Origin of the sequence: Xanthobacter sp. NM-59 (assembly GCF_021401125.1) — a bacterium.
Lineage (GTDB): Bacteria > Pseudomonadota > Alphaproteobacteria > Rhizobiales > Xanthobacteraceae > Xanthobacter.
Map to the genome: position 1 here is coordinate 54,294 of NZ_JACBFQ010000004.1, position 22,611 is coordinate 76,904.

General features: G+C 65.6%; 22 protein-coding genes. 18 read left to right on the forward strand and 4 right to left on the reverse strand.

Features of this window, described 5'->3' with window-relative positions:
• Window positions 1-200: 200 nt before the first annotated feature.
• The 7 genes from urtA to L0966_RS09825 all read left to right on the forward strand — a co-directional run bounded on the left by urtA (window position 201) and on the right by L0966_RS09825 (window position 6,789).
• Window positions 201-1,409, forward strand: a complete 1,209-nt coding sequence (urtA, locus tag L0966_RS09795) for an urea ABC transporter substrate-binding protein (protein WP_234051911.1) — start codon at window positions 201-203, stop codon at window positions 1,407-1,409.
• A 135-nt stretch (window positions 1,410-1,544) separates the two neighbouring features.
• Window positions 1,545-2,471 (forward strand): urea ABC transporter permease subunit UrtB, encoded by a 927-nt coding sequence (urtB, locus tag L0966_RS09800; protein WP_234051723.1) that lies wholly within the window; start codon window positions 1,545-1,547, stop codon window positions 2,469-2,471.
• An 11-nt stretch (window positions 2,472-2,482) separates the two neighbouring features.
• A complete protein-coding gene (urtC, locus tag L0966_RS09805; RefSeq protein ID WP_234051724.1) occupies window positions 2,483-3,607 on the forward strand; it encodes an urea ABC transporter permease subunit UrtC in 1,125 nt (374 codons plus the stop codon).
• An 11-nt stretch (window positions 3,608-3,618) separates the two neighbouring features.
• Window positions 3,619-4,398, forward strand: coding sequence for an urea ABC transporter ATP-binding protein UrtD (urtD, locus tag L0966_RS09810; protein WP_234051725.1), 780 nt, complete (start codon window positions 3,619-3,621; stop codon window positions 4,396-4,398).
• Window positions 4,399-4,410: 12 nt separating this feature from the next.
• Window positions 4,411-5,100, forward strand: a complete 690-nt coding sequence (gene urtE, locus L0966_RS09815) for an urea ABC transporter ATP-binding subunit UrtE (RefSeq protein WP_234051726.1) — start codon at window positions 4,411-4,413, stop codon at window positions 5,098-5,100.
• 32 nt (window positions 5,101-5,132) lie between these two features.
• Window positions 5,133-6,365, forward strand: coding sequence for a formamidase (gene fmdA, locus L0966_RS09820; protein WP_234051727.1), 1,233 nt, complete (start codon window positions 5,133-5,135; stop codon window positions 6,363-6,365).
• Between the two features lie 70 nt (window positions 6,366-6,435).
• Window positions 6,436-6,789 carry an FmdB family zinc ribbon protein gene (locus L0966_RS09825; protein ID WP_234051728.1) on the forward strand — a complete coding sequence of 118 codons (354 nt, stop codon included), beginning with the start codon at window positions 6,436-6,438 and terminating at the stop codon, window positions 6,787-6,789.
• A gap of 114 nt (window positions 6,790-6,903) precedes the next feature.
• Here the strand turns inward: L0966_RS09825 and L0966_RS09830 are convergent, their stop codons facing one another.
• The 3 genes from L0966_RS09830 to L0966_RS09840 all read right to left on the reverse strand — a co-directional run bounded on the left by L0966_RS09830 (window position 6,904) and on the right by L0966_RS09840 (window position 9,634).
• Window positions 6,904-7,716 carry a 2-keto-4-pentenoate hydratase gene (locus L0966_RS09830; RefSeq protein WP_234051729.1) on the reverse strand — a complete coding sequence of 271 codons (813 nt, stop codon included), beginning with the start codon at window positions 7,714-7,716 and terminating at the stop codon, window positions 6,904-6,906.
• Between the two features lie 8 nt (window positions 7,717-7,724).
• Complete coding sequence (locus L0966_RS09835) at window positions 7,725-8,639, reverse strand: alpha/beta fold hydrolase (protein ID WP_234051730.1); 915 nt, start codon at window positions 8,637-8,639, stop codon at window positions 7,725-7,727.
• Between the two features lie 101 nt (window positions 8,640-8,740).
• Window positions 8,741-9,634 carry a LysR substrate-binding domain-containing protein gene (locus tag L0966_RS09840; RefSeq protein WP_234051731.1) on the reverse strand — a complete coding sequence of 298 codons (894 nt, stop codon included), beginning with the start codon at window positions 9,632-9,634 and terminating at the stop codon, window positions 8,741-8,743.
• Window positions 9,635-9,774: 140 nt separating this feature from the next.
• On the opposite strand from L0966_RS09840, the gene hcaE reads away from it, so the two are divergent.
• From hcaE to dmpG, 8 genes are all read left to right on the forward strand, one after another.
• Complete coding sequence (gene hcaE, locus L0966_RS09845; protein ID WP_234051732.1) at window positions 9,775-11,139, forward strand: 3-phenylpropionate/cinnamic acid dioxygenase subunit alpha; 1,365 nt, start codon at window positions 9,775-9,777, stop codon at window positions 11,137-11,139.
• Complete coding sequence (hcaF, locus tag L0966_RS09850) at window positions 11,132-11,689, forward strand: 3-phenylpropionate/cinnamic acid dioxygenase subunit beta (protein WP_234051733.1); 558 nt, start codon at window positions 11,132-11,134, stop codon at window positions 11,687-11,689. Before hcaE ends, hcaF begins: the two co-directional genes overlap by 8 nt.
• Window positions 11,690-11,691: 2 nt before the next feature.
• Window positions 11,692-12,012, forward strand: coding sequence for a 3-phenylpropionate/cinnamic acid dioxygenase ferredoxin subunit (hcaC, locus tag L0966_RS09855; protein WP_234051734.1), 321 nt, complete (start codon window positions 11,692-11,694; stop codon window positions 12,010-12,012).
• Window positions 12,012-12,824, forward strand: a complete 813-nt coding sequence (gene hcaB / locus L0966_RS09860) for a 3-phenylpropionate-dihydrodiol/cinnamic acid-dihydrodiol dehydrogenase (RefSeq protein WP_234051735.1) — start codon at window positions 12,012-12,014, stop codon at window positions 12,822-12,824. The genes hcaC and hcaB overlap by 1 nt, the downstream gene beginning before the upstream one ends.
• 149 nt (window positions 12,825-12,973) lie before the next feature.
• Window positions 12,974-13,918 (forward strand): 3-carboxyethylcatechol 2,3-dioxygenase, encoded by a 945-nt coding sequence (locus L0966_RS09865; RefSeq protein ID WP_234051736.1) that lies wholly within the window; start codon window positions 12,974-12,976, stop codon window positions 13,916-13,918.
• A 10-nt stretch (window positions 13,919-13,928) separates the two neighbouring features.
• Window positions 13,929-15,182, forward strand: coding sequence for a 3-phenylpropionate/cinnamic acid dioxygenase ferredoxin--NAD(+) reductase subunit (hcaD, locus tag L0966_RS09870; RefSeq protein WP_234051737.1), 1,254 nt, complete (start codon window positions 13,929-13,931; stop codon window positions 15,180-15,182).
• Between the two features lie 128 nt (window positions 15,183-15,310).
• Entirely contained in the window at window positions 15,311-16,252 is a 942-nt protein-coding gene (locus L0966_RS09875; RefSeq protein WP_234051738.1) for an acetaldehyde dehydrogenase (acetylating), read from the forward strand.
• Window positions 16,252-17,286 carry a 4-hydroxy-2-oxovalerate aldolase gene (dmpG, locus tag L0966_RS09880; protein WP_234051739.1) on the forward strand — a complete coding sequence of 345 codons (1,035 nt, stop codon included), beginning with the start codon at window positions 16,252-16,254 and terminating at the stop codon, window positions 17,284-17,286. The genes L0966_RS09875 and dmpG overlap by 1 nt, the downstream gene beginning before the upstream one ends.
• 84 nt (window positions 17,287-17,370) lie before the next feature.
• Here dmpG and L0966_RS09885 read toward each other — a convergent pair whose 3' ends face one another.
• Window positions 17,371-18,273, reverse strand: coding sequence for a LysR family transcriptional regulator (locus tag L0966_RS09885; RefSeq protein WP_234051740.1), 903 nt, complete (start codon window positions 18,271-18,273; stop codon window positions 17,371-17,373).
• A gap of 130 nt (window positions 18,274-18,403) precedes the next feature.
• Between L0966_RS09885 and L0966_RS09890 the strand changes: the two genes are divergently transcribed.
• The 3 genes from L0966_RS09890 to L0966_RS09900 are packed head-to-tail and all read left to right on the forward strand — an operon-like array spanning window position 18,404 to window position 22,509.
• The gene (locus L0966_RS09890; protein ID WP_234051741.1) at window positions 18,404-20,119 is read left to right on the forward strand and encodes an acyl-CoA dehydrogenase family protein; all 1,716 of its coding nucleotides are present in this window, start codon (window positions 18,404-18,406) and stop codon (window positions 20,117-20,119) included.
• On the forward strand, window positions 20,116-21,327 hold the full coding sequence (locus tag L0966_RS09895) for a CaiB/BaiF CoA-transferase family protein (RefSeq protein ID WP_234051742.1): 1,212 nt from the start codon (window positions 20,116-20,118) through the stop codon (window positions 21,325-21,327). The genes L0966_RS09890 and L0966_RS09895 overlap by 4 nt, the downstream gene beginning before the upstream one ends.
• A 33-nt stretch (window positions 21,328-21,360) precedes the next feature.
• On the forward strand, window positions 21,361-22,509 hold the full coding sequence (locus tag L0966_RS09900; RefSeq protein WP_234051743.1) for a TAXI family TRAP transporter solute-binding subunit: 1,149 nt from the start codon (window positions 21,361-21,363) through the stop codon (window positions 22,507-22,509).
• The last annotated feature ends 102 nt before the right edge of the window (window positions 22,510-22,611 follow it).

Genomic DNA, 22,611 nt, shown 5'->3' on the forward strand with positions numbered 1-22,611 from the left:
GGCCATATACGTCAATTGACGTATTGCTGATCCGGCCCGAACCCGGGAAGCATCACCCCACCAAAAAGCTTCCAGACACTTTGAAACCATCCTGTCATCGCGATGGAGGGGGAAGTATGTCTTCTGATGATCAGCGGTCCGGTCGAGGTCTGTCCCAGATGAACCTGGGGCGGCGCCAAATCCTGAAGGGCCTCGCGGCCATGCCCGTTGCTTCGGCTTTCGGGGCGTCCGCCTTCTTCTCGTCCTCGGCCTTCGCCCAGGCGCCGGCGACGTCCGCCGTGAATACGACCGGGCTTGCCGTGACGGACACGGAAGTGACCGTGGGCATCCTGCACTCAGTCACCGGGACCATGGCCATTTCCGAAACCGGATCGGTGCAGGCGGAAAAGCTCGCCATCGACCAGATCAACGCCTCCGGCGGCGTGCTGGGTCGCAAGATCAAGTACGTTCAGGAAGACGGCGCCTCCGATTGGCCAACCTTCGCGGAGAAGGCCAAGAAGCTCCTGGTGCAGGACAAGTGCGCCTCGGTGTTCGGTTGCTGGACCTCCGCTTCGCGCAAGGCGGTTTTGCCGGTGTTCGAGCAGTATAACGGCATGCTCTATTATCCGACCTTCTATGAAGGCCTGGAGCAGTCCAAGAATGTCATCTATACGGGCCAGGAGGCGACGCAGCAGATCATTGCCGGCCTCAACTGGGTGGTGCAGAATCGCGGCGCGCAGACCTTCTATCTCCTGGGCTCGGACTATATCTGGCCGCGCACCTCCAACAAGATCGCCCGCAAGCACATCGAGAACTTCCTCAACCTGAAGGTGGTGGGTGAGGAGTATTTCCCGCTCGGTCATACCCAGTTCAATTCGGCCATCAACAAGATCAAGCTGAAGAAGCCGGATGTCATCTACGCCATCATCGTCGGCGGTTCCAACGTCGCCTTCTACAAGCAGCTCAAGGCGGCAGGCATCGACCTGTCCAAGCAGACCCTGCTCACCATTTCGGTGACGGAAGACGAGATCCTGGGCATCGGCGGCGAGAATATCGCGGGCGCGCTCGCCTGCATGAAGTATTTCCAATCCCTCGATAATCCCAACAACAAGGCGTTCGTCGAGGCGTTCAAGAAGGCCTATGGCCCCAACATGGTCATCGGCGACGTGACCCAGGCCGCCTATCTCGGCCCCTGGCTGTGGAAGCTCACGGTGGAGAAGGCTGGCTCCTTCGACATCGACAAGGTGGCCGCGGCCTCCCCGGGCGTCGCCTTCGACAAGGCGCCGGAAGGCTATGTGCGCATCCACGAGAACCACCATCTGTGGAGCAAGACCCGCGTCGGCAAGGCGCGCCCGGATGGGCAGTTCGACGTGCTCTACGAGACCGCCGAGCTGGTGGAGCCGAACCCCTTCCCCAAGGGCTACCAGTGAGCCGAGCGCTCCCACGCCGCGCCGCTTTCGCCTGAAAAGCGGCGCGCCACCCGTCCGCGCGCGGCGCGGGCGGGCTCCATCCGGCCCGAGGAGGGGTCCGGGGTCATGCGGCCGGAGCCGCTGCGGAGTGCTTCGATGTTCATGGGATATTCGCTGGGGGAGCTCGGCTCCATCTTCGCCATGCAGGCCTTCGCCGGCCTGATCCTGTTCTCCGTCTTCGTGCTCATGTCGCTGGGTCTCGCCATCATCTTTGGCCAGATGGGCGTGATCAACATGGCGCACGGCGAGTTCATGATCCTCGGCGCCTACATGACCTACCTCACCTCGCAGGCGTTTCAGGCTTTCGCGCCGGGGCTCTACGGAATCTACTTCTTCGTCGCCATGGTGGTGGCCTTTTGTGCCTCCGGCGCGCTGGGAATGCTGGTGGAGTGGAGCATGATCCGCTTCCTCTACAAGCGCCCGCTCGACACGCTGCTGGCCACCTGGGGCCTCTCTCTCATCATGCAGCAGGCGTTCCGCTCCATCTTCGGCGCCCGCGAGGTGGGCGTGGAGCTGCCCGAATGGATGATGGGCTCGCTCGCCATCACCGACACCATTGAGGTGCAGATCAACGGCCTGTTCGTGATGGGCCTCACCACCCTCATTGCCATCGCCGTCTATCTGCTCATGTTCCGCTCGCGCTGGGGCCTGCAGGTGCGGGCCGTGGTGTTGAACCGGCCCATGGCGGGCGCGGTGGGCATCGACAGCGAGCGGGTGGACCGTTTCACCTTCGGCCTCGGCTGCGGCATTGCCGGCATCGCCGGCAGCGCTTTCACCATGATCGGGTCCACGGGCCCCACGGCGGGCCAGCTCTACATCGTCGACACCTTCCTGGTGGTGGTGTTCGGCGGCGCGGCCTCCCTCGCGGGCACCATCGCTTCGGCCTTCACCATCTCCCAGGCGCAGTCGACCATGGAATTCTTCATGTCCGGTTCCATGGCCAAGGTGCTCACGCTGCTGGTGGTGGTCTGCATCCTCATGGTGCGCCCGGAAGGCCTGTTCGTCCTCAAGGTCCGGCGCTGAGGAGGCCTGACATGACGCAAGCGCTCTCCCCCCGTTTCAAGAACCTCATCGGCCTTCTTCTCCTTGCCGTGCTTCTGGCGGTGGTACTGCCGCTGGTGCTGGAGCCCTTCCGCCTCAACATGGTGGGCAAGTATCTCACCTACGCCTTCGTGGCGGTGGGCCTGGTGCTGTGCTGGGGCAATGCGGGCATCCTCTCCCTCGGCCAGGGGGTGTTCTTCGGTCTCGGCGGCTATGCCATGGCCATGTATCTGAAGCTTCAGTCCTCCACGCTAGAGGCCACCAAGATCCAGTCCACCCCCGGCATTCCCGATTTCATGGACTGGAACCAGATTACCGAGCTACCCTTCTTCTGGGTGCCCTTCAAGTCGTTGCCGCTGTCCTTGCTGGCGGTGGTGCTGGTGCCCATGGCGTTCGCCTTCATCGTGTCCTTTCCCATGTTCAAGCGGCGGGTGGGTGGCGTCTACTTCGCCATCATCACCCAGGCGCTGGCGGCCATCATGACGATCCTCATCGTCGGCCAGCAGGGCTATACGGGCGGCATCAACGGCATTACCGATCTGCGCACCCTGGCCGGCTGGGACATCCGCACCGACAGCGCCAAGACCATCCTTTATTTCGTGAACGTGGCGCTGCTGCTTGGGGCCATCGGGCTGTGCCTGCTGGTGCGCGGCTCCAAGCTCGGCCGCATCCTCGTCGCCATGCGCGACAAGGAGGACCGGGTGCGGTTCTCCGGCTACGACGTGGCGAGCTTCAAGGTGTTCGTGTTCTGCCTGGCCGCGGCGCTGGCGGGCGTGGGCGGGGCCATGTTCACCCTGCAGGTGGGGTTCATGTCGCCGTCCTTCGTCGGCATCGTGCCCTCCATCGAAATGGTCATCTACACGGCGGTGGGCGGGCGGCTCTCTCTGTTCGGCGCGGTCTACGGCACGCTGCTGGTGAACTGGGCGAAGACCTCCTTCTCCGAAAGCTTTCCGGAGCTGTGGCTGTTCGGCCTCGGTGCCCTCTTCATCGCGGTGGTGCTGCTGTTCCCCAACGGTCTTGCGGGCCTCTACCGCAGCCATGTGGAGCCGCGCATCGACGCCTTCCTCGGTCGCAAGGGGCGCTCCGGCTCCACCCCCGCGCCCGCTCCGGCTGAATGAGGAGGTGAGCCATGAACGCGCAAGCTGCCACCAACGTCATCACCGACCAGATGGGCCCCGATTTCCTGCTGGCGGTGGAGGGGCTGACCGTCTCCTTCGACGGCTTCAAGGCGGTCGACGACCTGTCCTTCTATGTGGATGAGAACGAGATCCGGGTCATCATTGGCCCCAACGGTGCCGGCAAGACCACGGTGCTTGATCTCATCTGCGGCCGCACCAAAGCCACATCAGGTTCCGTGAAGTTCAAGAATACGGAGCTGACCCGCCTCAAGGAATACGAGATCGTCCGCGCCGGGGTGGGGCGCAAGTTCCAGAACCCGTCCATCTATGAAGATCTCACGGTGTTCGAAAACCTGGAGATTTCCTTTCCGCGCGGACGCGGCGTGTTCGGTGCGCTCGCCTTCAAGCGGGATGCGGAAGTGATCGGGCGGGTGGAGGAGGTGGCGCAGACCATCTTTCTGGCCGACCAGCTCCACCAGCGGGCCGAATACTTGAGTCACGGCCAGAAGCAATGGCTGGAAATCGGCATGCTGCTGATCCAGGACCCTGAGCTTTTGATGCTGGACGAGCCGGTGGCCGGCATGAGCGTGGCCGAACGTAAGAAGACGGCGGAATTGCTCAACACCATCATCAAGGATCGCTCGGTGATCGTGATCGAGCACGACATGAAGTTCGTGGAGGACATCGCCCACAAGGTCACGGTGCTGCACCAGGGCAAGATCCTCGCCGAGGGGCCCATGGCCAAGGTGCAGGCCGATCCCAAAGTCATCGAAGTCTATCTCGGCCACTGAGGGGAACCGACCATGCTCAACGTCGACAACCTCGTCGTCTCCTATGGCCAGAGCGAGGTGCTGCACGGCTTGTCCTTCGGCGTGGCGCCGGGGGAGATCGTCGCCATCATGGGCCGCAACGGCATGGGCAAGACCACGCTCATGAAATCGCTGATGGGCGTGGTGCCCACCCGCTCCGGCACGGTGGCCCTGGGCACCGACACGATCACCGATCTCAAGAGCTGCCAGCGGGTGGCGCGCGGCATCGCCTATGTGCCGCAGGGGCGGATGATTTTTTCTTCCATGACGGTTCAGGAGAACATCGAAACCGGCCTCATCGTCCACAATGACAGCAAAGTGCCGCCGGACATCTATGAGCTGTTCCCGGTGTTGCTGGACATGAAGCACCGGCGCGGTGGCAACCTTTCCGGCGGCCAGCAACAGCAATTGGCCATCGCGAGGGCGCTCGCCACCCGGCCCAAGGTTCTGCTGCTGGACGAGCCCACCGAGGGCATCCAGCCCTCCATCATCCGCGAGATGGCCCGCACCCTGAAGCGCATCCGCGATGAGCGGGGCCTGTCCATCGTGGTGTCGGAACAGGTGCTCTCCTTCGCCCTCGACATCGCCGACCGCGTCCTGGTGATCGAGAACGGCGAGATCGTCCATGAGGACCTGCGCGCCGACATCGACGAAGCCAAGGTCGCCAAGTTCCTGTCCGTCTGAACCTTTTTCGCCTTCAACCCTGAGGAAGAGCCATGCCTGAGACCTTGATCTCGGTCGACCTGTCGCGGCCGGCCACGGAGAATGAGAACCTCCACAACCGCTGGCATCCGGATATCCCGATCGCCGTGTGGGTGGAGCCCGGCGCCGATTTCCGGGTGGAGACGGTGGACTGGACCGGCGGCGCCATCAAGAACGATGACAGCGCGGACGACATTCGCGACGTGGACCTCACCACCGTGCATTACCTGTCCGGCCCCATCGGCGTGAAGGGCGCCGAGCCCGGCGACCTGCTGGTGGTGGATATTCTGGACGCCGGCACGCTGGAAGGCCACGAATGGGGCTTCAACGGCTTCTTCTCCAAGAAGAATGGCGGCGGCTTCCTGACCGACCACTTCCCGCTGGCGCAGAAGTCCGTGTGGCATTACGAGGGCATGTTCACCCGCTCGCGGCACGTGCCGGGCGTGGGCTTTGCGGGCCTCATCCATCCTGGCCTCATCGGCACCCTGCCGTCGAAGTCGCTGCTCGATACCTGGAACGCCCGCGAGCAGGCGCTGATTGACACCAACCCCACCCGCAGCCCGCCGCTGGCCAACCCACCCTTCGCCAAGACCGCCCATCTCGGCCGCCTCACCGGTGACGACAAGGCGCGCGTGGCGGCGGAAGGCGCGCGCACCGTGCCGCCCCGCGAACATGGCGGCAATTGCGATATCAAGGATCTGTCGCGCGGCTCGCGCATTTATTTCCCGGTTTATGTGCCCGGTGCCGGCCTTTCCATGGGCGACATGCACTTCTCCCAGGGCGATGGCGAAATCACCTTCTGCGGCGCCATCGAGATGTTCGGCGCGTGGCTCCACATCAAGGTGGACCTCATCAAGGAGGGGATGACCAAGTACGGCATCAAGAATCCCATCTTCAAGCCGTCGCCCATCACCCCCAACTACAAGGATTATCTCATCTTCGAGGGCATCTCGGTGGATGAGACCGGCACCCAGCATTATCTCGATGCCAATGTGGCCTACCGTCAGGCCTGCCTGAATGCCATCGAATACCTGAAGAAGTTCGGATATTCTGGTGCCCAGGCCTATTCGCTGCTCGGCGTCGCGCCGGTGCAGGGGCACTTGTCGGGCGTGGTGGATATTCCCAATTCCTGCGCCACCTTGTGGCTGCCCACCGAGATCTTCGACTTTGACATCAAGCCTTCGGCGGCCGGCCCGCAGAAGTTCCTTGATGGCTCCATCGACATGCCCGTCGCGCTGGAAGACTGAACCCCTCTCCGCCGGGGCGCTCGCGCTCCGGCGGCTTTTTCCTTCCAATCGAATGACGCGGAGGATGCCCATGCCGGTCTATGATTATATGTGCGAGGACTGCGGGCCGTTCACCCAGATGCACCCGATGAGCCAGTGCGACGAGGCGCAGCCCTGCCCCGAGTGCCGGGCCTTCTCCCCGCGCGCTTTCCTCACCGCGCCCCATGTGGCGGGCATGGATGCGGGCCGCCGCAATGCCTTCGCAGCCAATGAGCGCAGTGCCAACGCCCCCATGAGCGTGGGTGAATATGCGGAGAAGAGCGCGCGCGCCAAGCACAAGGCTGGCTGCGCCTGCTGCGCGCCGAAGATGAAGAGCCGCACCCGCGTCTCGCCCACCGGCGCCAAAAGCTTCCCGACCGCGCGGCCATGGATGATCAGTCATTGATGGCCGGGAAATCGTTCGCATAGGTATTCGCCGCCCATGGCGTCAAAAGGCCCGCCACGATCTCTCGTGGCGGGCCTTCATCGTCAGCGCTCGTCTTCGCGCGGGGCGTGAGCGTCAGGCCCCAAATGTCGCGCGCACGGAGCCGAGGCCCATCACCTGCGCCTCATAGCTCTCGCCGGGCTTGACCGCGACCATGGGGCCGAGCGCGCCGGAAAGCACCGTATCCCCCGCCTGCAGCGGCCGGCCCGCGCGGGCCATGGTGCGTGCCAGCCACCACACAGCGTTCAGCGGATGGCCGAGGCACGCCGCGCCCACGCCCACCGACACCAGATCGCCCCGGCAGGTCATGGCCATGCCGGCGAGGCGCAGGTCGAGCCCCTCCAGCAGGCAGGGGGTATTGCCCAGCACGTAGAGGCCCGAGGAGGCATTGTCGGCGATGGTGTCGACGATGCCGATCTTCCAGTCAGCGATGCGCGAATCCACCACCTCGATGGCCGGCACGGCATAGTCCACCGCCCCGATCACCTCGGCGAGGGTGATGCGCTCGCTGTCCAGATCGCGTCCCATGACGAAGGCGATCTCCGCCTCCACCTTGGGTTGGATCAGGCGGCCGGCGGGAATTTCCCAGCCATCGGGCACGGCCATGTCGTCGAACAGCATGCCGTAATCGGGCTGGTCCACGCCGAGCTGCTTCTGCACCGCCTTGGAGGTGAGGCCGATCTTGCGCCCCACCAGCGCGCGGCCCTCCGCCAGCGCCCGCAGGGTGCCGATTTCCTGCACGCGATAGGCGGCATCAAGGTCGCCCGCCGGCAGCAGGGAGGCGATGGGCGCGCACGGCGTGCGGCTCTCCGCCGCCTGCCGCAGCTTTTCGGCAACTGCGGCAATGGCGGTGTCGGCGGCGACGGCCGCCGTTTGCGGATCAGTCATAGCGTGTCTCAGCGATCCAGCAGGAAGTCGATGTGGATGCGGTTGAAGGTGTCGGGGTCCTCATATTGCGGCCAGTGCCCGCAATTTTCCATCACCACGAAGCGGCTACCCTTCACCATGTTCGCCATGCGCTGGCCCACTTCCACCGAAGCGGTCGGGTCATGGGTGGTCCACAGCACCAGGGTGTCGGCGGTGATGCGGCCGAGTTCCTCGGGGGTGAGCAGGTTGCGCATGCGCACATCCATGTCCTGGAGGCACATGATGCGTTCCATGGCCTCCACCATGCCCGGGCGGCGGAAGCAGGCGAAGCGCGCCTCCACCAGGTCCTCGGTGACGATGGTGGGGTCGAGCATCAGGAATTCCAGGCGCTTGCGGGTGGCCTCCCGGTCGGGCGAGCGCACGGCGGCAAGGCTCAGGGTCTTGAGGCGCTCCATCACCTTGGGGTCGGCGATCATGCCGCCGGCGGTGTTCAGCACCAGCCGGTCCACGCGCTCGGGATAGGTGGCGGCAAAGCGCGCCGCCACCCAGCCGCCCAGGGATTCGCCCGAAAGGTGCACCTTCTCGACGCCCAGCGCGTCGATGAGATCGTGCAGATGCTCCACATAATCGGAGATCTCGTAATTGCGGGCCGGCTTGTCGGTGAAGCCGTGGCCCAGCATGTCCACCGCCAGCACCCGGAAATGCTCGGCGTGGGGCAGGATGTTGCGGTGATAGGCCTCGAGATGGCCGGAGACGCCGTGAAGCAGGATCAGCACCGGGCCCGAGCCGGCCTCCAGCACGCGCGTGCGAACGCCCTTGGCGTCAATATAGTGCAGGTGCACGTCCCCACCCGCGATGGCGGACCACAGAGAGCGCAGCTCGGGCTGGGTGGTGGAGGTGGGGTGAGGGGATGCTGGGACCGTGGTCCGGGCCGCTTCCGACATGGCGTGTTCCTCGGCTGTGTTTTGAAAGCCGGGGCAAGATGGAGAACAGCACCGGGACCACGCCAATACATAATCCATCGCATATTAAGATGCGTTGCGTCTCAGTCGGCGCTCTGCGCGAGGGCTTCGAGCACAAGTTCCCGAAAGGCGGCCAGCTCGGGCATGTCGTTTTCGCAGTGCCAGACCATGGCAAGATCCACGAAAGTCTGGCGGCCGCGGAACGGGCGCGTGGTGACATTTCGGAACAGCAGATGCTCCACATAGTCAGGCAGAATGGAAAATCCGGTTCGCAGCCCGACCAGGGTCATCATCGTCATCACGTTGTCGACGTCCTGGACTGGCGTAACCTCCGCTTTATTGGCCTTGAGAAATCCTTCAACGATATCGTGCAGGCCGCCGGCATGGCCGGGTGAAATCCTTAGAAACGGGATCTTGGCGAGCTCCGTGATGTCGACTTCCTCAACGCGGGCGAGGGGGTGGTCGGCGGGGATCACCGCCACCAGCCGCTCGCGCAGGACGGAGACGTGCCGGAGGGCGGGGTCCTTCACCGGCAGGCGCAGAAAGCCCACATCGATATCCCGGCGCGATAGCGCCTCTTCCTGTTCCATGGTGGTGAGGCTGCGAAAGACGAGGTTGAGCTCGGGAAAGCGCGCCCGCATCACCGTCAGCATGGAGGGAAAGATCTTTACCTCCGCTGACGGCAGGAAGCCGATGACGAGACGGCGCTCATCCAGCTGAGCCGCGCGCCGCGCCATTTCCACCGCCCGATGGGCTTGGGCGAGCACCAGGCGGGCCTCATCGAGGAAGACCCGCCCGGCTTCGGTGAGGGCCACCCGCCTCTTGGTCCGGGTGAGCAAAGGCGTGCCGATCTCCTCCTCCAGGTCACGGATCTGCTGGCTGAAGGAGGGCTGCGCGGTACGCAGGCGCGCCGCCGCGCGGGTGAAGTTCAGCTCCTCGGCGACGGCGACGAAATAGCGAAGGTGTCTCAGCTCCATGGGCGCAGTTAGACGCAAAATGTCTCATACAGCAAGGAAGAAAATATTTCTGGTTGTTCTAAGTCGATGTTTAGTGTCGCCCATCTCAAGGCTTGGTCCACAACCAACGAACCAAGCAGCCACAAAGGGAGGATCGGCGTATGGACGACAAGCTCGGCGTCCGTAGTCTCATCGACGTGCAGCGCGGTACGATCAAACCGGCCATCTATACCGATCAGGCGATCTATGAGCTTGAGCTGGAGCGGATCTTCGCGCGCTCCTGGCTGTTTCTGGCTCACGAATGCATGATTCCGAAGGCGGGTGACTTCTTCACTACCTTCATGGGTGAGGATCCGGTGATCGTGGTGCGCCAGAAGGATGGCTCGGTCGCCGCCTTCCTCAACCAGTGCCGCCATCGCGGCATGAAGCTGTGCCATGCGGATGAGGGCAATACCCGCTCTCTCACCTGCCCTTATCACGGCTGGGCCTATGGCCTGGACGGCGCGCTGACCTCGGTGCCGCTGGAGGAAGAGGCCTATCGCAACAAGCTCGACAAGTCGAAGTGGGGCATGCGCAAGGTTCCGCGCCTTGCCACCTATAAAGGCCTGATCTTCGGCAATTGGGACGAGAGCGCGCCGAGCCTTGAGGATTATCTGGGCGACATGGCCTGGTATCTCGATGGCTTCCTCGATCGTCGCGAAGGTGGAACCGAGATTGTCGGCGGTATCCACAAGTGGGTGATCGAGTGTAATTGGAAGTTCGCGGCCGAACAGTTCTGCTCCGATCAGTATCACGCGCCCTATACACACGGCTCGGCCGTGCAGGTGCTTCAGCCGGTGCCCACCAACAAGCCCGACGGCTCGCCCCTGGGTGAGGGGCAGACCGCAAAGCCCGCCTGGGCCAATGGCCTGGGTGGCGTGCAGTTCGCCGGAAACGGCCATGGCAGCGCATTCTTCTTTACCGAAAGCGCCGATGCCAATGTGTGGGTGGGTGGCGCGGTCTCCAATTACTTCCGCGAGACCTATCCGGAATCGGAACGTCGCCTCGGCCGCGTGCGGGCTTTGCGCCTCGCGGGCCACAACACCATGTTCCCGACCCTGTCCTGGCTCAATGGCACACAGACGCTGCGCGTGTGGCATCCGCGCGGGCCGAACCAGATCGAGGTGTGGGCCTTCTGCATCGCTGACAAGGCCGCGCCTGAAGAGGTGAAGGAGGCTCTGAAGAAGAGCCACGCCCGCGCCTTCGGTCCCGCCGGCTTCCTGGAGCAGGACGATTCCGAGAATTGGGTGGAAGTGCAGAAGGTATTGCGCGGCCACATGGCGCAGAAGACTGAATTCTGCGTCCAGATGGGCCTGGGACTGGAGGAGCGCCGCACCGACGGCATTCCGGGCGTCACCAACTACACCTTCGCGGAAACCGCCGCGCGCGGCTTCTACCAGCGCTGGGCGGACATGATGACCGCTGAAAGCTGGGACGAGATCGACGCTCTCAACACCTCGTTCGTGAAGGAGGTCGTCAATGCTTGAGGCCGTCGCCCGCATCGCGCCGCTGGCGGAGCCCGCCGGCGCCGTCACCCCGCAGCTTCAGCACGAGGTGGAGCAGTTCCTGTACCTGGAAGCCGCTCTGCTCGACGAGCGCCGGTTCCGGGAGTGGCTGGACCTTCTGGCGGAGGACATCTCCTACGTGCTCGGCACCAACACCCTGGCCCAGGTGCGGGACCGCCGGCGCGGCCTGCAGCCGCCCACCACCTACATCTTCAACGAGGACAAGTACCAGCTGGAGCGGCGCATTGCCCGCCTCGAAACGGGCATGGCCTGGTCGGAGGAGCCGGCCTCGCGCACGCGGCATTTTGTGTCCAACGTACGGATCCTCTCGGTGGTCGGGGACGAGTTGGAGCTCGCCTGTAACTACATGGTCCACCGTGCCGCCAAGGCGCGCGACCATCACACCTTCATCGGCACCCGTCGCGATCGCCTGCGGCGCGCGGAAACGGCTGGCGGATGGGAATTGTTCGGCCGCGATCTGGAACTCGACGAGTTCACCCTGATGTCGGCCAATATCAGCATCCTGTTGTGATCATGGATAAAATTCACGTCTGCTCCACGGCGGACCTGCCACCCGGCGAAGCGCGCCGGGTGGACACGTCCCCGGCCGTCGCCGTCTTCAATCTGGACGGTGAATTCTACGCCCTCGCGGATCTGTGCACCCACGGCAACGCTTCCATGGCCGAAGGCTATTTGGAAGATGATTGCACGGTGGAATGCCCGGTTCACACCGCCCGTTTCTGCCTGAAGACCGGCAAGGCGCTCACACAGCCCGCCACTGTCGATCTCGCCACCTTCGAGGTGCAGGTGGAGGGCGATGAAATCTATGTGCTCGTGCCCCAAGGAGGCGCCTGATGGGCGCGCTCGACGGGCAGGTGGCCCTCATCACCGGCGGCGGCTCGGGCCTCGGCCGGGCCCTGGTGGAGCGCTTTCTTGGCGAAGGCGCGCGTGTCGGCGTGCTGGAGCGCTCGGCGGAGAAGGTGGCTGCGCTCACGGCCGACTTCGGCGCGGATGTCGTGGCGGTGGCCGGCGACGTGCGCTCCATGGCCGACAATGACAAAGCAGTGGCTGAGACCGTCGCCCGCTTCGGCCAGCTCGACTGCTTCATCGGCAATGCGGCGGTGTGGGACCATGGGGCGAGCCTCATGGACATGGCGCCGGAGCGCCTGCCGGATGCCTTCGACGAACTCTTCGCCATCAATGTGAAGGGCTATCTGCTGGGGGCGAAGGCGGCGGCGCCGGCGCTGGTGAAGTCGCAGGGCTCCATCATCTTTACCCTGTCGAATTCCGCATTCTATCCGGGTGGCGGCGGGCCGCTCTACACCGCCTCCAAGCATGCGGGGGTCGGGCTGGTGCGACAGCTCGCCTATGAGCTCGCGCCGAAGGTGCGGGTGAATGCGGTGGCGCCGAGCGGCATGGCGAGCGACCTGCGCGGGCCCGAGGCCCTTGGCCAGCAGGACCAGCGCATCATGGATTCGCGCTCGCCGGAAGCCATCCGCGCCATCCTGCCCCTGCAGTTCTTCCCGGAGCCGAAGGACTTCACCGGCCCTTACGTGCTGCTGGCCTCGCGGGCCGACAACCGGACCCTTTCGGGGGTGATGATCAATGCGGATTGCGGGCTTGGAATCCGCGGCATTCGCCACGTGGCCGGAGGCCTTGAACTCTAAAGGTGGCCGGAGGCCTTGAACTCTGAGACCTGGCCCGAGGCCTTGAACTCTAGAGGCGGCCCGGGCCTCGCACGCGGGATGCTCCGGCCCCGCGCCAACAAGAATGGCAGCCCGTGACGGCGCCGACACAAAGGGAGGAAAGTTGCGCCATGGCCATCAAGCTCATGTGCGTCTCGCACAGCCCGATGATGGATTTCATCCATCCGGCGCCGGAGGTGGAGGAGGCCGCGCGCGGCACTTTCGCCGAGCTGGCGCGGGAGGTGGCGGCCTACGATCCCGAACTGATCGTGGTGTTCGCGCCCGACCATTTCAACGGCTTCTTCTATGATCTGATGCCGCCTTTCTGCATCGGCCTGCGCGCCAAGTGCGCGGGGGATTGGGACATTGGCGAGGGGCCGCTGAATGTACCGGAGGCGCTGGCCCTCGATCTGGTGCGGGCGGTGCAGGCGGAAGACGTGGACATCGCCTATTCCTACCGCATGCAGGCGGACCACGGCTTCACCCAGCCGCTGGAGCTGCTGGCCGGCTCGGTGGCGCGCTATCCCACCATTCCGATCTTCATCAACGGGGCGGCGAAGCCCTTTCCGCCCTGCCGACGCGCGCTGAAGCTGGGCGAGGCGGTGGGCCGGTTCCTGGCCGGGCGGCCAGAGCGCATCCTCATCGTCGGTTCCGGCGGCCTGTCCCATGATCCGCCGACGCCCCAGTTCGGCACCGTGCCGCCGGACGTGGAGGAATTCCTCATCGCCGGCCGCAATCCCACGCCGCAGGCCCGCCAGACGCGGCAGGAACGGGTGGTGGCGAACGGGCGCGCGCTGGCCCAGGGCCAGGGCAGCTCTCAGCCGCTCGATCCGGAATGGGACCTCGGCCTCATCGACAATTTCGTCACCGGCGACCTCGATCGCTTCCTGACCATGACCGATGAGGAAATCCGCGCCAAAGGCGGGCGCGGCGGGCAGGAAATCCGCGCCTGGATCGCCGCGTTCGGTTGCCTGAAGGCGGCCGGCGCCTACCGGGCCGCCACGCGCTACTACCATCCCATCGACGAGTGGATCGCCGGCATGGGCATGGTCAGCGCTGACAGCCTCGCATCGTGAGGGGGCGGCCATGAATGTGATGACCCGCCCCGTCAGCGAGGGGCCCGTGCATGTGGTGGTGGGCGGCGGCCAGGCGGGCGCCGCCGCGGCCAGCGCCATGCGCGAGGCGGGCTTTGCCGGCCGCATCGTGCTGGTCGGTGCCGAGCCCCATCTGCCCTATGAGCGCCCGCCGCTCTCCAAGGATGTGCTGGTGAAGCCGGAGACGGCCCATTTCGCCATCCATCCCGAAAGCTACTATGCGGAAAAGGGAATCGAGTGCCGGTTCGGCGATGCCGCCGTGCACTTCGACCTGGATGAAAAGCGCCTGGAGCTGGCCTCCGGCGAGACGCTCGCCTTCGACAAGCTGCTGTTGGCCACCGGCGCGCGGGCGCGGGCCTATCCTCTGCTCGACCAGCTCGGCAGCGGCGTCTACACCCTGCGCACCCTGGACGATGCGGAGGCCCTGCGCGGCCATATCTGGCCGGGCCGCCGCGTTCTCGTGGTGGGCGGCGGCGTCATTGGGCTGGAGGTGGCCGCGAGCGCGGTGGCCATGGGCGCCGCGGTGACGGTGATCGAGCGTGGTGAGCGCCTGATGGCGCGCGGGGCCCCGGCGCCCATGGTGGAGGTGCTGACTGCTCTTCACCGCGAGCACGGCGTCGTCTTCGAGCTGGGCGCCGAGCTGGTGGAGGCGACCCGCGCCAATACTCGCGAGATCACGCTGAAGGCGGCGGATGGCCGTGTCTTCACTGGCGATCTGGTGGTGTACGGTATCGGTGTGGAGCTGAATGCGGACCTCGCCATTTCCGCCGGCCTCAGGGTTGAGGACGGTATTGTGGTGGACGAGTGCGGCCGCACCAGTCATCCGGCCGTCTACGCCGCCGGCGACGTGGCCCGCCAATGGAACCCCGCTTTCGGCTCCCACCTGCGGTTCGAAACCTGGGCCAATGCGCAGAACCAGGGCACCGGCGTCGGCCGGTCCATGGTGACGGGGGAGCCCTGCGGCTTCGAGGTGCCTTGGTATTGGACCGACCAATATGGCCACAATTTCCAGGTCGCCGGCGCGCAGCAGGCGGACGAGTGGCTGCGGCGCGGCGATGAGGGGGCGCTGAAGTCCACCGTGTTCGGCCTCAAGGACGGCGTGGTGGTGGGCGCCTTCACCATCGACAATGGCCGCGAGATGCGCCCGGCGCGGGCGATGATCGCCGCCGGCTACCGGGTGGGCGACCGCGCCCTTCTCGCCAACCCCAGGACGGACCTGCGCAAGGTCGCTGACGGCCGGCTCTGAGCCATTCCTGCATTCGCGCGCGGCGATGGGGCCTTGTCCTTGCGTCGCGCGCACGTGGTCGCGGTTTTTTTAGAATTGAACAATGGAGCCAGACCATTGCGGCCCGTGGCTCCGGGGAGTTTCTCCATATGACCAAGATGAAAGCAGCAATCATCGGTTCGGGGAACATCGGCACCGACCTGATGATCAAGATCATGCGCACGTCGAAGAATTTGGAGATGGGTGCCATGGTGGGCATCGATCCCAAGTCGGATGGCCTCGCCCGCGCCGCGCGGCTGGGCGTTCCGGTGACCCATGAGGGCATCGAGGGGCTGCGCGCCATGCCGAATTATGGCGAGATCGGCGTGGTGTTCGACGCTACCTCCGCCGGGGCCCACATCCGCAACAACGAGCTGCTCCAGAAGGACGGCAAGAAGGTCATCGACCTGACGCCGGCGGCCATCGGTCCCTTCACCATCCCCGCCATCAATGGCGACGCCAATATCGACGAGCCCAACGTCAACATGGTCACCTGCGGCGGGCAGGCCACCATTCCCATGGTGCATGCCGTGAAGCGCGCCACCGGCCGGGTGATCTGGGGCGAGATCGTCGCCTCCATCTCCTCCCGTTCGGCGGGTCCCGGCACGCGGGCGAACATCGACGAATTCACCGAAACCACGTCCAAGGCCATCGAGGTGCTGGGCGGGGCGGAGCGCGGCAAGGCGGTCATCATCCTCAACCCGGCCGAGCCGCCGCCCATCATGCGTGACACGGTCTTCACTCTCAGCCAGGGCGGCTCGCGCGAGGCGATCGAGGCATCCATCCAGCAGATGGCCGCGGCCGTGCAGAAATACGTGCCCGGCTACCGGCTGAAGCAGAAGGTGCAGTTCGAGGACATTCCGAGCAACGCGCCGGTGCGCATTCCGGGCCTCGGCTATCAGTCGGGGCTGAAGACCACCATTCTGCTGGAAGTGGAAGGGGCGGCGCACTACCTGCCCGCTTATGCCGGCAATCTCGACATCATGACCTCGGCCGCCCTCATCACCGCCGATCACTGGGCCGCCAAGGCGCTTGCGAAGGAGGCCGCGTGATGGCCCGTCCCAACCCGAACAAGATCTATATCCAGGACGTGACCCTGCGCGACGGCATGCATGCCGTGCGCCATCAATACAGCCTCGATACCGCCCGCGAAATCGCCCGCGCCCTGGATGCGGCGAAGGTGGACGCCATCGAGATCACCCATGGCGACGGGCTCACTGGCTCCACCTTCAATTACGGCTTCGGCGCTCATGACGACGTGGAGTGGATTGCCGCCGTGGCGGAGGTGTGCACCCATGCGGTGCCCACCGTGCTGCTGCTGCCCGGCATCGGTACGGTGCATGACCTGAAGGAGGCCTACAAGGCCGGCGCCCGCTCGGTGCGCATCGCCACCCACTGCACCGAGGCCGACGTCTCGCGCCAGCATATAGAGGTGGCGCGCGAGATGGGCATGGACACGGTGGGCTTCCTGATGATGGCCCACATGCTGGAGCCCGAAAAGCTGGTGGAGCAGGGCAAGCTCATGGAGAGCTACGGCGCCGAATGCGTCTATGTGACGGATTCGGCCGGCGCGCTGCTGCCGGAGGATTATTTCGTCCGCGTGAAGGCCATGCGCGAGGCCTTGAAGCCTGAGACCGAGATCGGCGTGCACACCCATCACAACCTGACGCTGGGTGTCGCCAATGCGGTGGCGGGCATCGAGGCGGGCGCTGTGCGGGTGGATGCCTCGTTGGCGGGCATGGGCGCGGGCGCGGGCAATGCGCCGCTGGAAGCCCTCATCGCAGTTCTGGAGCGCAAGGGCATTGCCACCGGCTGCGACCTCTACGGCCTGATGGACGCGGCGGACGACTTGGTGCGCCCCCTGCAGGACCGCCCGGTGCGCGTGGACCGGGAGAGCCTCGCCCTGGGCTATGCCGGCGTCTACTCCAGCTTCCTGCGTCATGCGGAAAATGCCTCCAAGCTCTATGGCGTGGACACACGCGAGATCCTGGTGGAGCTCGGCAAGCGCCGCATGGTCGGCGGCCAGGAAGACATGATCGTCGATGTTGCCCTCGACATGCTGAAGGCCCGCGACGCGGCCGAGTGAGCCGCGACGCCGCGCTGGTGCAGGGGCCGGCGCGGCTGGCCGGGCGGCCAAAGGCCCGTGGGGCTCCCCCGCGGGCCTTTGGCGTCAGGAAACCGTCAGCGGATGATAGTGCTCGCGGATGCTGGCGACGAAGGCGCTGCATGCGTCGGAATTGGCCTCCATCCGCCAGGCCAGGGCCACATGGTGCTCGGCCGTGGGCTCGGCGAGCTCGATATAGGTCACGTCCGCCACATGGCTGCGGATGAGGGAGCGCGGGACGATGGACACCCCCATGCCCTGGCTCACCAAGGCGATGACCGTAAACCAGCTCTGGATGCGGTAATTGAGGTGCGGCTCCACATGGGCGGAGCGCAGCAGCCCCACGATGCGATCGTGATAATGGGCGGCGAAATCGCGCGCGAACACCAGGATGCGCTCGCCCGACAGCTCCCGCAGTGACACCTGGCTGCGCCCCGCCAGACGGTGCTGGCGCGGCACGCAGCACATGAGGCGCTCCACTTCCAAGGGCAGGGTGGCGATGGCGTCCGGAAAGGGCGTCGCGTGCACGAAGCCCACATCGATCTTGTGGCTGATGAGCTGCTCGATCTGCCGGGTGGAATTCATCTCCTGCAAATGCAGCTCCACCTGCGGGAAGCGTTCCTGAAAATCCTTCAGCAAAGCCGGCAGGCGGCGATAGAGCATGGAGGGCACGAAGGCCACGGTGAGCTTGCCCACCGTACCGCGCGCCGTCTGCCCCGCGATCTCCTGCGCCGAGCGCAGCTGGCCGAGAATGCGCGCCGCATGCTCCGCGAACACCACCCCGGCGGGGGTGAGGCGCACCGTCTTGCTCGAGCGGTCGATGAGCTGGAAGCCCAGATGCTCCTCCAGCTGCTTCAGGCTGGCGCTGAGCGGCGGCTGGGAGATGTTCAGCAGGCGCGCCGCCCGGCCGAAATGAAGCTGCTCGGACAGAACCAGGAAGTGCTGCAGCTGCCGGAAGGTGATGGCCATGGCTCAGATGATATCCATTTCGCTATCACGGAATACAAAATCGATATTGGATTAGAGATCATAACTCAACCATCCTCTCTGCAACGGATCAATGCCGAGATAATCGGCCGAGTGGGAGGAGGGTTTGCCTGTGGCGGTGCATCGCAATATTCCGGACAGTTCCGGCTGGAACGTGTTCCACGCCGACCCGGGGTTTCTGGACCTGCTGCGGGTCTATCTGAGCGACGACATGCTGGAGCGGGTGCTGCCGCATCTGGAGCATATGGGGGAACTGGTGGGCGGTCGGCTCGACGAGCTGGCCCTCACCGCGGACAAGAACCCGCCCACCCTCACCATCCGCGCCCGCAACGGCGCGCCGGATGAAAAGGTGACCAAGCACCCGGCCTATGTGGCGCTGGAGCAGGTGGCGTTCGGTGATTTCGGCCTAGCCGCCATGTCCCACCGCCCCGGTGTGTTCGGCGCGCCGGACAAGCTGCCGCCGATCGTGAAATATGCTCTGGTCTATCTGTTCGTGCAGGCGGAATTCGGCCTGTGCTGCCCGCTGAGCATGACGGATTCCCTCACCCGCACTCTGGTGAAATTCGGCGCTCCGGACCTCGTCGCGCGCTATTTCGACGATCTCACCAGCCAGGATCTGGAGACGCTGGCCCAGGGCTCCATGTTCATGACGGAGCAGGTGGCGGGCTCGGATGTGGGCGCCATCGAGTGCACCGCACGCCTCGAGGATGGCGTGTGGAAGCTCTATGGCGACAAGTGGTTCTGCTCCAATCCCGACGCTGCTCTGGGCATGGTTCTGGCGCGTCCGGAAGGGGCGGGGCCGGGCACCAAGGGGCTCTCCTTGTTCCTGCTGCCGCGCCACCTGCCGGACGGGCGGCGCAACGCCTATCGCATCCTGCGGCTGAAGGAGAAGATGGGCACCCGCTCCATGGCCTCTGGCGAGATCATGCTGGAGGGGGCGCAGGCCTATCTGGTGGGCGAGCCCAATTCCGGCTTCAAGCAGATGACGGACATGATCAACATGTCGCGCCTGGCCAATGGCGTGCGCTCCGCCGGGCTGATGCGCCGCTCGGTGAACGAGGCGCTGTTCGTGGCCCGCAACCGCACGGCGTTCGGCTCCCGGCTGGCGGACTTGCCGCTGATGCGCCGGCAGCTCGCCAAGATGCAGGTGACGGCCGAGCAGGGCCGCTCCATGGTGTTCCACACCGCCAAGGTGCTGGAGGCGGCGGATGCGGGCGATGCGCGCAGCGTCAAGGTGCTGCGCATCCTCACCCCGCTCATCAAGTTCCGCACCTGCCGTGATGCCCGCAAGGTGGCGGGCGACGCCATGGAGGTGCGCGGCGGCTGCGGCTATATCGAGGAGTGGTCCGACGCCCGCGTGCTGCGCGACGCCCATCTGGGCTCCATTTGGGAGGGCACCAGCAACATCGTGGCCCTGGACGTGGCCCGCGCCGCGCGGCGCGAGGGGGCGCTCGCGGCGCTCGCCGATTATCTCGATGACCTGCAACGGGAAACGGGTGCCGCGCGCATGCCGGCGGGCCTTGCCGAAACGCTGAAATCGGCGCTCGGCTTCATGGATGAAGTGGCGCAGGACCGCGCCCGCGAGGCGGATGTGCGCCAGGCAGCCTCGGCCGTCTACAACGCCGCCTCCGCCACCGTGCTGAGCTGGGAGAATGCGCGCATCGAGGAGCGCACCAACGCCCGCTCGGGCGCGCGTCTCGCGCTCGCCGGTGCGGTGCTGCGGCACAAGCTTCTGCCCCGCGATCCCCTGCGCGGCGGCGATGATGCGGCGGAACTCGCGACCCTGCTCGGCGAGGACACTCCCACGACCCGCGAGGCGGCGGAATGAGCGCCGCTAAAGCCACCGGCGCGCTTGCCGGCCTGAAGGTGGTGGATCTCAGCCGCGTGCTGGGCGGGCCGTTCGCCACCCAGGTGCTGGGCGACCACGGCGCCGACATCATCAAGATCGAGCCGCCCCAGGGCGACGAAACCCGCGAATGGGGGCCGCCCTTTCTGGACGGCACCGCCTCTTATTTCCTCGGCGTGAACCGCAACAAGCGCTCCATGGCCCTGGACCTCACCCACCCCACCGGCCGCGAGGTTCTGCTGCGCCTGCTGGAAGATGCGGACGTGCTGGTGGAGAATTTCAAGACCGGCACCCTGGAGAAATGGGGGCTGGGCTATGAGGAGGTGCTTGCCAAGCGCTTTCCGCGCCTTATCCATTGCCGGGTGAGCGGCTTCGGCGCCGATGGGCCCCTGGGCGGCCTGCCGGGCTATGATGCGGTGCTGCAGGCCATGGGCGGCCTGATGAGCGTGAACGGCGCGGAGGGCGGCGAGCCCACCCGCGTCGGCCTGCCGGTGGTGGACATGGTGACCGGCCTCAACGCCACCCTCGGGATCCTGCTGGCATTGCACAATCGGGTTGAGACCGGGCGCGGGCAGTTCGTGGAAGCGACCTTGTTCGATTCCGCGCTGTCGCTTTTGCATCCCCATGCGGCGAACTACTTCCTGTCCGGCAAGCTTCCCCAGCGCTCGGGCAATAATCATCCCAATATCGCGCCGTATTCCACTTATGCCACCGCCACCCGCCCCATTTATCTGGCGGTGGGCAATGACCGGCAGTTCCGCAAGCTGTGCGCGGTCATCGGAGCGCCCGAACTGGGCGGCGATCCGCGTTTCCTCACCAATGGGGTACGGGTGGAGAACCGGGAGGCGCTGCGCATCGCCCTGGAAGAGCAGCTGAAGGCGTTTGACGGGGTGGAGCTGGCGGCCCGGCTGATCGCCGCCGGGGTGCCGGCGGGTGCCATCCTGGACGTGTCGGAGGCTCTCGCCCAGCCCCATGCCCGCCATCGCGGCATGGTGGTGGAGATGGGGGCCTATCGCGGGCTCGGCGCGCCGGTGCGGCTGAGCGAGGCGGCGCCCAGCTATCGCCGCCCGCCGCCGGCCTTCGGCCAGCACACGGCCGAGATTCTCGCGGAAGCGGGATATGGCCCAGAGGAGACGGATCAATTCTTGAGTGATGGTGTCGTGCCACGCCAACGCGCCCATCACAACTGATCAACGCCAATAAAGATCAGAGTTCGGGAGGAAATGATGAGGATGTTCAATGTGCGGGCGGCATTACTGGCCGCCGGGCTCGCCGTGGCCGCCATGCCCGCCCTGGCGGCCGATGAGAAGCCCAGCGCCCCCAAGCTGCCGTCCAGCATGGTCTGGGCCACTTACGATGTGGGCTCCAGCGGCTTCGTGGAGGCCTCCGCCATCGCGGACGCTTTCGGCAAGACCTATGGCACGCGGGTGCGGCTGATGCCGTCGGGCACCTCCATCGCCCGCCTGCTGCCGCTGAAGACCGGCCGCGCCCAATATGGCTGGCTCGCGGACGAGCTCTATTTCGCGACTGAGGGCACCTATGATTTCGCGGCCGCCGATTGGGGCCCGCAGGATCTGCGTGTGCTGGCCGGGCGGCCCTCCACTTTCGGCCTCGCCACCGCCGCCAATAGCGGCATCGCCACGGTGGCGGAGGTGAAGGGCAAAAGGGTGCCGCGCATCAAGGCTAACCCCTCCATCAATATCAAGGTGGAGGCCATGCTGGCCTTTGGCGGCCTCAGCTGGGACGATGTGAAAGTGGTGGAAGTGCCCTCCTATGGCGCCGCTCTCCAGGCGCTGGTGGACGGGCAGGTGGATGTGGCCGGCACCACGCCCACGGCCGCTGCGCTCTACGAGCTGGAATCCCAGCGCGGCATCGCCTGGGTGCCCCTGCCCAAGGACAATGCGGCGGGCTGGAAGGCCATCACCTCGGTGGCGGACTTCTTCGCGCCCGTCACTGCCACCGCCGGCGCTGGCCTCTCGCCGCAGAAGCCGGCGGAGCTGTTCGCCGTGCGCTATCCCATGATCTCCGTCTATGCCAATGCGACGGACGATGATGTGTATCAGTTCCTGAAGGCGCTGGACCAGACCTACGGCCTCTACCAGGGCGCCACCAGCGCCATGCCGGCCTGGCGGATGTCCGAGGCAGGCACGGCGCCCTCGGATGCTCCCTTCCACCCCGGCGCGGTCCGCTATCTCAAGGAAATCGGCGTGTGGACCGACAAGGACGAAGCCTGGAACGTGCGCCGCATGGCCCGGCTGAAGTCGGTGCAGGCCGCCTGGACGACCGCACGCGCGCTCGCCGCCGAGAAGAAGGTGGCCGATTCCGACTGGCCGACCTTCTGGGACGCTTATCGCAAGCAGAACCTCAACTGACCTGAGTGCCGCCGGCCGCGTGCCGGCGGCGAACGGGTTCGCGCAAGGCCCGCGCGGGAATGAGCCCGCGCGCCGGCCGATGGCCCGCGTCCACCGGCACGG